Annotated in this window: 15 protein-coding genes; 5 read left to right on the top strand and 10 right to left on the bottom strand. The window is 67.8% G+C overall.

Annotated features, from left to right (window positions below):
- Positions 1–9: 9 nt before the first annotated feature.
- The 5 genes from CFB35_RS34975 to CFB35_RS14965 form a co-directional block, all read right to left on the bottom strand.
- A complete protein-coding gene (locus CFB35_RS34975; RefSeq protein WP_006486385.1) occupies positions 10–150 on the bottom strand; it encodes a cytochrome oxidase small assembly protein in 141 nt (46 codons plus the stop codon).
- An 80-nt stretch (positions 151–230) separates the two neighbouring features.
- Positions 231–1,838 (bottom strand): cytochrome c oxidase subunit I, encoded by a 1,608-nt coding sequence (gene ctaD, locus CFB35_RS14950; RefSeq protein ID WP_006477731.1) that lies wholly within the window; start codon positions 1,836–1,838, stop codon positions 231–233.
- 43 nt (positions 1,839–1,881) lie between these two features.
- Complete coding sequence (gene coxB / locus CFB35_RS14955; protein WP_089465174.1) at positions 1,882–3,486, bottom strand: cytochrome c oxidase subunit II; 1,605 nt, start codon at positions 3,484–3,486, stop codon at positions 1,882–1,884.
- A 56-nt stretch (positions 3,487–3,542) separates the two neighbouring features.
- Entirely contained in the window at positions 3,543–4,067 is a 525-nt protein-coding gene (locus CFB35_RS14960; RefSeq protein ID WP_059576125.1) for a DUF2244 domain-containing protein, read from the bottom strand.
- 195 nt (positions 4,068–4,262) lie between these two features.
- Complete coding sequence (locus CFB35_RS14965) at positions 4,263–5,228, bottom strand: methyltransferase domain-containing protein (RefSeq protein WP_089465175.1); 966 nt, start codon at positions 5,226–5,228, stop codon at positions 4,263–4,265.
- A gap of 81 nt (positions 5,229–5,309) precedes the next feature.
- On the opposite strand from CFB35_RS14965, the gene CFB35_RS14970 reads away from it, so the two are divergent.
- Positions 5,310–6,107 (top strand): ComF family protein, encoded by a 798-nt coding sequence (locus CFB35_RS14970; protein WP_089465176.1) that lies wholly within the window; start codon positions 5,310–5,312, stop codon positions 6,105–6,107.
- Between the two features lie 99 nt (positions 6,108–6,206).
- A complete protein-coding gene (trmL, locus tag CFB35_RS14975) occupies positions 6,207–6,677 on the top strand; it encodes a tRNA (uridine(34)/cytosine(34)/5-carboxymethylaminomethyluridine(34)-2'-O)-methyltransferase TrmL (protein WP_060966618.1) in 471 nt (156 codons plus the stop codon).
- Positions 6,678–6,710: 33 nt separating this feature from the next.
- Here trmL and CFB35_RS14980 read toward each other — a convergent pair whose 3' ends face one another.
- The 5 genes from CFB35_RS14980 to CFB35_RS15000 form a co-directional block, all read right to left on the bottom strand.
- Entirely contained in the window at positions 6,711–7,235 is a 525-nt protein-coding gene (locus CFB35_RS14980; protein ID WP_060312476.1) for an O-acetyl-ADP-ribose deacetylase, read from the bottom strand.
- 107 nt (positions 7,236–7,342) lie between these two features.
- A complete protein-coding gene (locus tag CFB35_RS14985; RefSeq protein ID WP_059576111.1) occupies positions 7,343–8,341 on the bottom strand; it encodes an NAD(P)H-dependent glycerol-3-phosphate dehydrogenase in 999 nt (332 codons plus the stop codon).
- 26 nt (positions 8,342–8,367) lie between these two features.
- Positions 8,368–8,859 (bottom strand): protein-export chaperone SecB, encoded by a 492-nt coding sequence (gene secB / locus CFB35_RS14990; protein WP_059576108.1) that lies wholly within the window; start codon positions 8,857–8,859, stop codon positions 8,368–8,370.
- A gap of 107 nt (positions 8,860–8,966) precedes the next feature.
- Entirely contained in the window at positions 8,967–9,227 is a 261-nt protein-coding gene (grxC, locus tag CFB35_RS14995) for a glutaredoxin 3 (RefSeq protein WP_006477722.1), read from the bottom strand.
- A complete protein-coding gene (locus CFB35_RS15000) occupies positions 9,224–9,646 on the bottom strand; it encodes a rhodanese-like domain-containing protein (protein WP_040142128.1) in 423 nt (140 codons plus the stop codon). Before CFB35_RS15000 ends, grxC begins: the two co-directional genes overlap by 4 nt.
- 135 nt (positions 9,647–9,781) lie before the next feature.
- Here CFB35_RS15000 and gpmA point away from each other — a divergent pair, with 135 nt between their 5' ends.
- The 3 genes from gpmA to CFB35_RS15015 all read left to right on the top strand — a co-directional run bounded on the left by gpmA (position 9,782) and on the right by CFB35_RS15015 (position 13,206).
- Positions 9,782–10,528, top strand: a complete 747-nt coding sequence (gene gpmA / locus CFB35_RS15005; RefSeq protein ID WP_060966616.1) for a 2,3-diphosphoglycerate-dependent phosphoglycerate mutase — start codon at positions 9,782–9,784, stop codon at positions 10,526–10,528.
- A 267-nt stretch (positions 10,529–10,795) separates the two neighbouring features.
- Positions 10,796–12,349, top strand: a complete 1,554-nt coding sequence (locus CFB35_RS15010) for a S41 family peptidase (RefSeq protein ID WP_060966615.1) — start codon at positions 10,796–10,798, stop codon at positions 12,347–12,349.
- 104 nt (positions 12,350–12,453) lie between these two features.
- The gene (locus tag CFB35_RS15015) at positions 12,454–13,206 is read left to right on the top strand and encodes a molybdopterin-synthase adenylyltransferase MoeB (protein WP_060312475.1); all 753 of its coding nucleotides are present in this window, start codon (positions 12,454–12,456) and stop codon (positions 13,204–13,206) included.
- Positions 13,207–13,239: the final 33 nt, after the last annotated feature.

The following is a 13,239-nucleotide window of genomic DNA, read 5'->3' on the forward strand; positions in this document are numbered from 1 at the left end:
GTTGCTGCATCAGTGGGTGGACAGCCACCACTGCTTGATCACGACACCCACGAAAAAAACGGCGGCGATGACGAGCAGGGTGAGGCCGAGCCGCTTGTTGCCCGCGCGGATCTGCTCGGGCGTTCGTCTTTCTTGTGGATTCCGGGTCATCTGAAACTTCGCTGAAACTTCAGTTTCGCGCCCGCCGCGCCTGCCTGCGCGGCAGGCAGCGGCGGAGCGCTCGGTAAAACTTATTCGACGTGCGGCGGTTGCTCGAACGTGTGGAACGGAGCCGGGCTCGGCACCGTCCACTCGAGGCCCGTCGCGCCGTCCCACGGCTTGTCCGACGCCTTTTCCAGCTCGCCGCCGCCACGGTAGGCCGGCAGCGCGACCGCGAACAGGAAGTACACCTGCGCGAGGCCGAAGCCGAATGCGCCGATCGTCGCCACCTGGTTGAAGTCCGTGAACTGCGCCGGGTAGTCCGCATAGCGGCGCGGCATGCCCGCGAGACCGACGAAGTGCATCGGGAAGAACGTCAGGTTGAAGAAGATCATCGACGCCCAGAAGTGGATCTTGCCGCGCGTCTCGTTGTACATCCAGCCCGTCCACTTCGGCGCCCAGTAGTACCAGCCCGAGAACAGCGCGAACAGCGAGCCGGCCACCAGCACGTAGTGGAAGTGCGCGACCACGAAGTAGGTGCCGTGATACTGGATGTCGAGCGGCGCCATCGCGAGCATCAGGCCCGTCAGGCCGCCGAACGTGAACACGAACAGGAAGCCGATCGCGAACAGCATCGGGGTTTCGAACGTCATCGAGCCGCGCCACATCGTCGCGAGCCAGTTGAACACCTTCACGCCCGTCGGCACCGCGATCAGCATCGTCGCGTACATGAAGAACAGCTGGCCGGTGACCGGCATGCCCGTGGCGAACATGTGGTGCGCCCAGACCATGAACGACAGGATCGCGATCGACGCCGTCGCGTACACCATCGAGCTATAGCCGAACAGCGTCTTGCGTGCGAACGCCGGGATCACCTGCGACACGATCCCGAACGCCGGCAGAATCATGATGTACACCTCGGGGTGGCCGAAGAACCAGAAGATGTGCTGGTACATCACCGGGTCGCCGCCGCCTGCCGCGTTGAAGAACGACGTGCCGAAGTGGCGGTCGAACAGCACCATCGTGATCGCGCCCGCCAGAACCGGCATCACGGCGATCAGCAGGTACGCGGTGATCAGCCACGTCCACGCGAACATCGGCATCTTCATCAGCGTCATGCCCGGTGCGCGCATGTTCAGGATCGTCACGACGATGTTGATCCCGCCCATGATCGACGACGCGCCCATGATGTGGACCGCGAAGATCGCGAAGTCCATGCCCGGGCCCATCTGCGTCGACAGCGGCGCGTACAGCGTCCAGCCGGCGGCCGTCGCGCCGCCCGGCGCGAAGAACGAGCCGACCAGCAGCACCGCCGCGACCGGCAGCAGCCAGAAGCTGAAGTTGTTCATCCGCGCGAACGCCATGTCGGATGCGCCGATCTGCAGCGGAATCATCCAGTTCGCGAAGCCGACGAACGCCGGCATGATCGCGCCGAACACCATGATCAGGCCGTGCATCGTCGTGAGTTCGTTGAAGAACTCAGGACGCATGATCTGCAGGCCCGGCTCGAACAGCTCGGCACGGATGCCGAGCGCCATCACGCCGCCCGACAGGAACATGATGAACGAGAACAGCAGGTACAGCGTACCGATGTCCTTGTGGTTGGTGGCGAACAGCCAGCGACGCCAGCCGTGCGGGGCTTCGTGCGCGTGGTCGTCGTGCGCGTGGTCCGCGGCTACGTCGTGCCCGATGCTAGACATGAGAATCTCCTAATGCGAATACGTCGACTAACTCAGCGACACGTCAAGCCGCCGGGCCGATCTCGACACGCCGGGCTTCCTTCGCGTCAGCCCCGCCCGTGATCGTTTCCGGCTTTTTGAGAATGATGTGGTCTTCCGCCACGCCTGCTGCCTTCAGCGCATCGCGCACGGCCTGCGCCCGATGCTTCGCCAGTTCGGCGTTCGCGTCGGCCGAGCCCGTCTTGTCGGTGAAGCCCGACAGCGCGAGCTTCGCGTCCGGATGCGCCTTCGCATAGTCGGCCGCGGCGGCGATCGCCGCTTTCGCGTCGGCCGGCAGCACGCTCTTGCCCGTCTCGAAGTAGATCGTCGACAGCGCGGCCGATGCCGCTGCCGCCGGCTGCTCGGCGCCCGACGCGGCTTGCGCCGGCGCGGAAGCCGCTTCAGCCGGTGCCGCTGCCGGTGCCGCTGCCGCGCCCGCCGTGTCTTCCGGCAGCTTGCCGTTGCGTGCGTCGGCCACTTGCTTCGGCTGCAGCAGGTCGTTCTTGTGGTTGCCCCACGAGTTGCGTTCGTACGTGACGACCGAAGCGATGTCGAGGTCCGACAGCGACGCCCACGACGGCATCGCGCCCTTGCCGTGCAGCACGCGCTCGACGTGCGCGGCGATCGGGCCGTTCACGATCGGGCTGCCGTCCATCGCCGGGAATGCGCCGAGGCCCTTGCCGTTCACCTGGTGGCAGGCCGCGCAGTTCGCCTTGTAGACTTCCTCGCCGTGCGCGACGAGTTCGGCCATCGTGTAGACCTTGTTCGGATCGACCGCGGCGCTCGCCAGCTTGGCCTTCTGCGCGGTGACCCACTTCGCGTAATCGTCGTCCGACAGGACTTCGACCACGACCGGCATGTACGCGTGTTCCTTGCCGCACAGCTCGGTACAGAAGCCGCGGAACGTGCCGACCTTGTCGGCCTTGAACCACGTGTCGCGCACGAAGCCGGGGATCGCATCCTGCTTCACGCCGAACGCGGGCACGTACCACGAGTGGACGACGTCGTTCGCGGTCGTGATGATGCGGATCTTCTTGTTGACCGGCACGACGAGCGGGTTGTCGACTTCCTGCAGATAGGTGTCGGTGATCGGCTTCTTGCCCATCACTTCGTCGCGCGGGGTGGTCAGCGTCGACAGGAAGCCGATGCCCTCGCCCGGGCCCTTCACGTAGTCGTAGCCCCACTTCCACTGGTAGCCGGTGACCTTGATCGTGAGATCGGCGTTCGTCGTGTCCTTCATCGCGACGACGGCCTTCGTCGCCGGCAGCGCCATCAGCACGACGATGACGAACGGCACGATCGTCCAGATGATCTCGACGGTCGTGCTTTCATGGAAATTGGCGGCCTTGTGGCCCTTGGATTTGCGGTGCGCGAAGATCGAATAGAACATCACGCCGAACACGCCGACGAAGATCACCGTACACAGGATCAGCATCATCGTGTGGAGATCGTAGAGCTCCTCGGCGATCTTCGTGACAGGCGGCTGAAAGTTGATCTCGTTGACACGGGGGCCGCCCGGGCTATCACCGACCGCCAGGGCCGCACCGGCAAAGAGCAATCCGCTGCATGCCAGCACGCCCGCGAGGGCTCGCTTGATTGTTTTCATAGCATCCTTACCCAAAATTTCCATTCAAACCCTCCCCCGTCGCAAGCCGCCGGCCTGTTCCGGCCATTGGCCGCGCCTCGTCAGCCGCAGCGCCTGAGCGACGCACGCAGCTCGTCGGCGAACTGCGCACGCTTGTACTGCGCGAGATGCTGCCCGATCACGACGGTCTGCCCGCGCGACACCAGCCGAATCGGATCGCGTGGCGTCGCACCCGGCTCGACCCGCACCCAGCGCGGGTTGAATTCGATCTGCGTGAGCCGCTCCGCATCCATCCGCTCGATCACGAGCCGGTGCGGAAACAGCCTGATGCGCTCGTAGTCGACCGCATGGCGAGCGTAGATCGCGAATGCGACACCCACCGCCAGCAACTCGATCCCGGTGAAGGGCATGACGAGCCAGGCCCCTCTCCACATCAGCAACGCCGCGATCGCCAGCGAGAAGCCCGCGAGCGACGCGTAAAACAGCACGAACTGGCGCGGCGACACCGAACAGTTGCGTTTCATGAGCCAGTCTTCGAGGACTGGTTCGCTGTCCGCCGTCTCCGCCAAAACGTTCGCTGCTTCCATCGCCGCCTCACGCGAATGGCATGCGATGCATGCCTGCATCGGACTCGCCGGCCCGTATTGCGGGGACCCCGGGACGACAAGCTGACGCATTATAGGCGGGTTCAATGGCATCCACAAGCAAGCGCCTATCGCCCGCCAAGCCAAGCGCGACAAGCTTTCCGGCCGTTTTAGCCGCCAATTCGACCCCGCTTTGCACCGCTAATTTCGGACATAACAAAACCCCTCTTTACCGCTTTATCGATTCTTCGGGCGCCCCTTGCCGATGTCCTCGATGCGCACGATCCCGTGCCCTTCGGCGGTCGTGCGCGGCACGGCCTTCCACGCGTGGCCGTAGATCACCTCGAACGTCAGCGGGATCGTGCCGTCCTCGCGCCGGCGCGCGTCCAGCGCGTCGCCGAGCGCCGCGCGAAAGCGCCGCGCCGCGTGCGGCGGCGCCGTGCGCGCGAACGGATAGGCGCCCCAGCGGCGCACGTCGGCCAGCAGGGAATCGGCGGATTTGTACGTGACGGTCAGCACTTCCTGGTCCATCACGGGAATCTCGAAGCCGCTTTCGACGAGCATGTCGCCGAGGTCGTGCATGTCGACGAAATCGATCACGCGCGCGGCGGGCGGCGCGATGCCGAGCGCGGCTTCGGCGTCCGCGCAGGCCGCGCGCAGCTCGCGCAGCGTGTCCGGGCCGAGCGTGCTGAACATCAGCAGCCCGTTCACGCGCAGCACGCGCTGCCATTCGGGGAAGACGGTATCGGGACGCGAATGCCAGTGGAGCGCGAGATTCGACCAGATCAGGTCGAACGCGCCGCCGGGAAACGGCAGCGCCGCGAAATCGGCCTGCGCGACGCGCGGGCCGCGCTGGCCCAGCGCCCGGCCGAGCGAGGCCGGCAGCCAGCGGCGCCAGGTGGTCTGCTCGACCTCGCGCTGACCGGCCCGCGCGAGCATCGCGCCGGACAGGTCCACGCCGAACACCGGCGCCTCCGGAAAGCGCGCGCGCAGCGCCGGCAGGTCGTCGCCCGGGCCGCAGCCCGCATCGAGCACGGCCGCGGGGCTCACCTTGATGTATTCGAGGCGCTCGTTCATCCGCTGCGCGATCTCGCGCGGCAGGAACGCAACCGCATCGAACGTGGCGGCACGGCGGTCGAAGATCCGCCGCACGCGCCTGGCGTCATTGGCCGGACGGCCGGTTGAAGTCGAAGCTGGGGACATGTCGGGCACACTGGCGAAGAGCCCGAAGTATACTCGCTCGCCTCGCAAGCTTCATTGAGGCGGCATGCCAGGAGTGTTGCGATGGTCCGCGGTTCCGCCGGGCGCACGATGCGCGTCGTTTTGTCGCAGGTTCGAACGCTGGTCGTGCGCGTTGCCGCGGTCACGTTGCCGAATCGCTGCGCGTTGTGCGGCAATTTGTCACACACCGTGATTTGCGGCGCCTGCGATGCCGCGTACTGGAACGAAGCGCGGCTGCGCTGCGACGTGTGCGCGCTGCCGCTCGGCGTCGGGCAGGCACGATCGCCCGCTGGCACACGCATGGGCACCGGCCGCGCGGCCGCGTACCGGTGCGACGCATGCCGCACCGCGCCGCCGCCGTTCGATGCGACGCTCGCGCTCGCCGATTACCGCGCGCCGCTCGACGGGCTCGCGCGCGGCCTGAAGTTTCACGCGCGGCTCGCGCTCGGCGGCGAATTCGCGGCCCGCCTCGCACGGCTGGTCGACGATACGCGCGGCGCGAGCGGCTTCGACCTCGTCGCGCCGGTGCCGCTGTCGCACCGGCGGCTCGTCGCGCGCGGCTACAACCAGGCGTGGGCGATCGCGCGTCCGCTGGCGCGCCGGCTCGGCGTGCCAGCGGACGCGGCCCTGCTCGCACGCGTCGCCGACACCGCGCCGCAATCGCGGCTCGATCGGCGCGCACGGCACGACAACGTGATGGCGGCGTTCGCGGTGGCAGGCGGCGTCGCCGGCCGCCACGTCGCGCTCGTCGACGACGTGATGACGTCCGGCGCGACGCTCGCGGCGGCCGCCCAGGCGCTGAAGGCGGCGGGCGCCGTGCGCGTGACGAATCTGGTTGCGCTGCGCACCGCCAAGGATTAATTAGATGGAAAGGCCGGCCGCCCGCGCGCGGCCGTCACGAACCGGCCGGCCGGATGCACGCGCGTTGCGCCGCTCCGGCCACCCCAGCCAAACCGAAACATGTTCAACGTCGTCCTCGTCGCTCCCGAAATTCCGCCGAACACCGGCAACGTGATCCGCCTGTGCGCGAACACCGGCGCGCACCTGCACCTGATCGAGCCGCTCGGCTTCCCGCTCGACGACGCGCGGATGCGCCGCGCCGGCCTCGACTATCACGAGTATGCGCAGATGCGCGTGCACCGCGACTGGGACGCGTTCGTTGCCGCCGAAGCGCCCGATCCCGCGCGGATGTTCGCGTTCACGACGCGCGGCTCGGGCCGCTTCCACGATCGTGCGTTCCTGCCCGGCGACTGGTTCGTGTTCGGCTCGGAAACGCGCGGCCTGCCCGCCGAGCTGCTCGACCGCTTCCCGAACGAACAGCGCGTGCGCCTGCCGATGCGGCCGGACAACCGCAGCCTGAACCTGTCGAACACGGTCGCGGTGGTCGTGTTCGAGGCGTGGCGCCAGGCCGGCTTCGAAGGCGGCGCGTGACGCTCGCTGGCGCAATCCGCGGCGCGGAGCGCGTCAGGTTCGCGCGAGCCGCGCGCGGTACAGGTCGTAGATGTCGGGGGAAAAGCACGCGAACACCACGCGTGCGAGATTCGGCGCCTGCGCGAGCATCTCGGCGACGGTGCCGACCGCGATGTCGACGGCGGCTTCGGCCGGATAGCGGTAGACGCCGCAACTGATCGCGGGAAACGCGATCGACGTCGCGGCCACTTCTTCGGCCAGCTCGATCGCGCGCCGGTAGCACGACGCGAGCAGCTCGGCCTCGCCGCGCGCGCCGCCATACCAGACCGGCCCGACCGCGTGGATCACGTAGCGCGCCGGCAACCCGTGGCCGCGCGTGAGCTTCGCGTCGCCGGTGTCGCAGCCGCCGAGCGTGCGGCACTCGGCGAGCAGGCCGGGGCCGGCCGCGCGGTGGATCGCGCCGTCGACGCCGCCCCCGCCGAGCAGCGAGCCGTTCGCGGCGTTGACGATCGCATCGACGTCGAGCGTCGTGATGTCGACGAGCTGTGCATCGAGCGTTGTGGAATGGATCTGCAGCATGACAACCTCGCGGAACGCGGGAGACCGTTCAAGCGTAGTCCGCTTTGGCGCCGCGCGCCCGGCCCAACCGTGCCGGGCGATCCGGTCGCGCGCGACGCCGACCGCGCCTATTCGGCGCGCGCGTCGCGGCGCAGCAGGCCGCTCACGGCGTCGCGCGGCGCGATGCCGTCGAACAGCACGCCGCATACGGCTTCCGTGATCGGCATTTCGATCGACTGCGCGCGCGCGAGCGCCAGCACGGCCTGCGCGCAGCGCACGCCTTCGGCCACGTGGCCGAGCGCGCCGAGGATGTCGTTCAGCGTGCGGCCGGCCGCCAGTTGCAGGCCGACCGTGCGGTTGCGCGACAGGTCGCCCGTCGCGGTCAGGATCAGGTCGCCGAGGCCCGTGAGCCCCGTGAAGGTTTCCGCGCGGCCGCCGAGCGCCACGCCGAGCCGCGACATTTCGGCGAGGCCGCGCGTGATCAGCGCGGCGCGCGCGTTCAGCCCGAGGCCGAGGCCGTCGGAAATGCCGGTCGCGATCGCCAGCACGTTCTTCACCGCGCCGCCGACCTCGACGCCGACCACGTCGTCGCCCGTGTAGATCCGCATCGCGCCGTGATGGAACGCGGCGAGCGTGCGCTCGCGGCATTCGGCCGACGCGCTCGCGACCGTCAACGCGACGGGCAGCGACTGGCCGACCTCGCGCGCGAAACTCGGGCCCGACAGCACGCCGTTGCTCCGCTGTTCGGGCAGCTCGGCCGCGATCACCTGATGCGGCAGCAGATGCGTGTCGGCCTCGAAGCCCTTGCAGACCCAGACGATGTGCGCGGGCACGCAGCCTGCATCGCGCATCGCGCGACACAGCGTGCGCAGCCCGGCTACCGGCGCGGCGATCACGCACAGCGCGTCGTGAGCGGCGCCGTGCGCGAGCGCGGCGCCGAGATCGGCGTCGTAGCGCAGCGCATCAGGCAGCGCGATGCCGTCCAGATAACGGGAATTTTCGTGCCGGGCCTGCAGCCCGGCGATGAGCGCGGCGTCGCGCGCCCACAGAAGCGTATCGTGCCGCGCGGCCAGATGGCCCGCGAGCGCGGTGCCCCAGGCACCGGCGCCGAGAACGGCTACTTTCATACCCAGCACCGGTCCGGAGTGAAACGTCAGTTCAGCGTCGTGCCGTTCGGCGCACCGTTCGCGCCTGCCGCGGCGCCGGCCTGCTGCTGAAGCTGCGCGAGACGCTGCTCGTACAGCGCCTGGAAGTTGATTTCGGCCAGGTGGATCGGCGGGAAGCCGGCACGCGTGATCGCGTCGGCGATGTTCGAGCGCAGGTACGGGAACAGGATCGTCGGGCACGCGATGCCGACGAGCGGGTCGAGCTGTTCGTCCGGAATGTTGCGGATGTCGAAAATGCCGGCCTGCTTCGCTTCGATCAGGAACGCGACCTTGTCCTTCACCTTCGCGGTGACGGTACCCGACACGATGACTTCGAACACGCTTTCCGCGAGGCGGTCGGCCTTGACGTCGACTTCGACTTCAACCGACGGCATGTCCTGCTCGAGGAAGATCGCCGGCGAATTCGGCTGCTCGAGCGACATATCCTTCAGGTAGACGCGCTGGATGTTGAAGAACGGTTGGTTTTCGACGTCGGACATGGTGTTTCCCTAAAAGTGGTGACGGGGCGGCCCGGCTGTTCGCCGGCCGCCACGGATGTATCGTGCGCGCCCAAGCCGCGGCGCGGCCGGCGGCCATTCTGCCCTAATCAGGCCGCTTGCAGAAGCGGCACGAGGCCGCCTTCGCGGTCGAGCTTCGACAGATCGTCGTAACCGCCGACGTGCGTGTCGCCGATATAGATCTGCGGGACCGTGCGGCGCCCCGTGCGCGTCATCATTTCCTCGCGGCGGGCCGGATCGCGATCGATCAGCACCTTTTCGATCTGCTCGACGCCGCGCAGCTTCAGCAGGCGCTCGGCCTGCATGCAATACGGACACACCTGCGTGCTGTACATCAAAACCTTGTTCACTTCGCCACTCCTTGTTTGACGACCGGCATCCCGGCCTGCTGCCAGGCGGCCACGCCGCCTTCGAGCACGTGCACCTCGGCGTAGCCCGCCGCCTCGACCTCGCGCGCCGCCTTCTGCGACTGCTGGCCGTTCTGGCAGACGAGCAGCACCGGGGTGCTCTTGTTCTTCGCGACCTGCGCAATTTTCGCGCCGATCTCGCCCGCGGCGACCTGACGCGCCGACGGCAGATGGCCGGCCGCGAAATCGGACGGCGCGCGCAGGTCGATCACGACCGCGTTGCGACGATTGATGAGCTGCGTCGCCTCCGCGGCCGACAAGCCGCCGCGGCCGCGGCGCAGCGCCGGCCATGCAAGCAGGCCGCCGGAAACCAGCAGGATCGCGATAAGGGCCAGGTTCGTGTAATTGGTAAAGAACGTCACGGAATGTCGCCGGAAAAGAGAAATCGGATGAGGACAATCCCGCCATTATAAAATAACCGTCTTGCGCGATGGCGGGCCCGAACCGGGCGCCGCGCGACGCGCCCCGCTTCCCTCTCACTACCGACCGCAAGATCCATGTACAAACTCGTTCTCATCCGCCACGGCGAATCGACGTGGAACAAGGAAAACCGCTTCACCGGCTGGGTCGACGTCGACCTGACCGAACAGGGTCGCAACGAAGCCTACCAGGCCGGCGAATTGCTCAAGGAGGCCGGCTACACGTTCGACATCGCGTACACGTCGGTGCTCAAGCGCGCGATCCGCACGCTGTGGCACGTGCAGGACAAGATGGACCTGATGTACCTGCCGGTCGTCCACTCGTGGCGCCTGAACGAGCGCCACTACGGCGCGCTGTCGGGCCTGAACAAGGCGGAAACGGCCGCGAAGTTCGGCGACGAGCAGGTGCTCGTGTGGCGCCGCAGCTACGACACGCCGCCGCCCGCGCTCGAGCCGACCGACGAACGCGCGCCGTTCGGCGACCCGCGCTATGCGAAGGTGCCGCGCGAGCAGCTGCCGCTCACCGAATGCCTGAAGGACACGGTCGCGCGCGTGCTGCCGCTGTGGAACGAGTCGATCGCGCCCGCGGTGCGCGCCGGCAAGCAGGTGCTGATCGCCGCGCACGGCAACTCGCTGCGCGCGCTGATCAAGTACCTCGACGGCATCTCGGACAGCGACATCGTCGGCCTGAACATCCCGAACGGCGTGCCGCTCGTGTATGAACTCGACGAGAACCTGAAGCCGATCACGCACTATTACCTCGGCGACCAGGAAGCGATCGCGCAGGCGCAGGCCGCCGTCGCGAAACAGGGCAAGGCGGGCTGACGCCCGTCGCGGCGGGCGGCCCGCGTCCCGGTGCGGCCGTCCGTCCGCGGTTCGGGCCGCGGCCCGCACGCCGCGCGAACCTTCGCGGCCCTGCCGCGGTCGAATCCGCTTTCGAACTCCGCTGCGCGCCCGGCGGCGCCCTGCCGGGCCCTCAGCGGCCGTTGCGGCGCTTTTCGCGCCGTTCCACTGAGTTATCGGACGAACAGTTATACTTGTCCGCTACATCCCCGCTACCGCCACGCGCTTCCCGACCGCACCCGACTCTCTATGCGAATGAATTTGAAGAACATCGGCCTGATTGCCGCGGGCCTCGCCACGGGCGTATTCGCCACGCTGCAGGTTTCCGCATCGGCCGAGCAGACCGCCACGGCGCCGCTTCCCCTCGACCAGCTCCGCCTGTTCGCGGAAGTATTCGGGCAGATCAAGCGCGAGTACGTCGAGCCGGTCGACGACAAGAAGCTGCTGACGGCCGCGATCAAGGGCATGGTGTCGAGCCTCGATCCGCACTCGTCGTTCCTCGACAAGACCGACTATGACGAGCTACAGGAGCAGACGAAGGGCCGTTTCGCGGGTCTCGGCATCGAGATCTCGCAGGAAGACGGCCTCGTCAAGGTGATCTCGCCGATCGAGGACACCCCCGCGTTCCGCGCCGGCATCCGTCCGGGCGACCTGATCACGCGCATCAACGACAAGCCGGTGCGCGGCATGACGCTCGACAAGGCCGTCAAGCAGATGCGCGGCGAGCCGGGCACCAAGGTCACGCTGACGATCTTCCGCAAGAGCGACGACCGCACGTTCCCGGTCACGGTCACGCGCGCGATCATCAAGGTCCAGAGCGTGAAGATGAAGATGCTCGATCCGGGCTACGCGTATATCCGCATCACGAGCTTCCAGGAGCGCACGACGCCCGATCTCGCGCAGAAGCTGCAGGACATCGCGCGCCAGCAGCCGAACCTGAAGGGCCTGATCCTCGACCTGCGCAACAACGGCGGCGGGCTGCTGCAGAGCGCGGTCGGCGTGGCCGGCGCGTTCCTGCCGCCCGACTCGGTCGTCGTGTCGACCAACGGCCAGATCCCCGATTCGAAGCAGGTCTACCGCGACACGTACGACAACTATCGCCTGCCGTCCTTCGACGGCGATCCGCTGAAGAACCTGCCGCCCGTCTTCAAGACCGTGCCGATGATCGTGCTGACGAACGCATATTCGGCGTCCGCGTCGGAAATCGTCGCCGGTGCGCTGCAGGATTCGAAGCGCGCGCAGATCATGGGCAAGACGACGTTCGGCAAGGGTTCGGTGCAGACGGTGCGCCCGATGACGGCCGACACCGCGCTGCGCCTGACCACCGCGTACTACTACACGCCGAGCGGCCGTTCGATCCAGAACAAGGGCATCACGCCGGACGTGCCGGTCGATCAGTACGCGGACGGCGATCCGGACGACGTGCTCGTGACGCGCGAGGTCGACTACACGAACCACCTCGCGAACACGCAGGATCCGAACGAGAAGAAGGAACAGGAAGAGCGCGAGCAGCGCCGGATGGATCAGCTGCGCGTGCTCGAAGAGCAGAACGACAAGAAGACGCCGGAGCAGCGCCAGAAGGATCGCGATCGCAAGCCGATCGAGTTCGGCAGCGCCGACGACTTCATGATGCAGCAGGCGCTCAACAAGCTCGAAGGCAAGCCGGTCCAGGAATCGAAGTCGCTGCTCGCCGAGAGCACGACGAAGAGCCCGGCCGCGAAGGCTGCCGCGAGCGCGAAGGCATCGGGCGCGAGCGCCGCGAAGCCGGCTTCCGCACCGAAGCCCGCCTCCGCGCCGAAGTAAGCGCCGGCCGGCATCCGACGGGCCATCGCGGGAAGACCGCGATGGCCCGTTTTTCATGCGCGCCTAAAATAACGAACGTCCGCCCGCCTCGCCCACGACTGCCCATGAACGACGATCAACTCCTTCGCTACTCCCGCCACATCCTCGTCGACGAAATCGGCATCGAGGCGCAGCAGCGCTTTCTTGACGCGCATGCGATCGTCGTCGGCGCGGGCGGCCTCGGCTCGCCCGCCGCGATGTACCTCGCGGCGTCGGGGGTCGGCACGCTCACGCTCGTCGACGCCGACACGGTCGACCTCACGAACCTGCAGCGGCAGATCCTGCACGTGACGGCATCGGTCGGGCGCAGCAAGGTCGAGTCGGGGCGCGACGCGCTGGCGCAACTGAATCCCGAGGTGAAGGTGAACGCGGTCGCGGCGCGCGTCGACGATGCATGGCTCGACGCGCACGTGCCGCACGCGAGCGTCGTGCTCGACTGCACCGACAACTTCGCGACGCGGCACGCGATCAACCGTGCGTGCGTCGCGCACGGCGTGCCGCTCGTGTCGGGCGCCGCGCTGCGCTTCGACGGCCAGATCAGCACGTTCGACTTCCGCGACGCGGCCGCGCCCTGCTATGCGTGCGTGTTCCCGGAAGACCAGCCGTTCGAGGAAGTCGCGTGCTCGACGATGGGCGTGTTCGCGCCGACCGTCGGGATCATCGGCGCGATGCAGGCGGCCGAGGCGCTGCGCGTGATCGGCGGCATCGGCAAGACGCTCAACGGGCGGCTGATGATGCTCGATTCGCTGCGGATGGAATGGACGACGATGAAAATCGCGCGCCAGGCCGATTGCCCCGTGTGCGGCGGGCGGCACTGACGCGCGCATCACGCATGCGCCGGACCGCGCTTG

It is taken from the genome of Burkholderia sp. AU16482, assembly GCF_002223285.1.
GTDB lineage: Bacteria > Pseudomonadota > Gammaproteobacteria > Burkholderiales > Burkholderiaceae > Burkholderia > Burkholderia semiarida.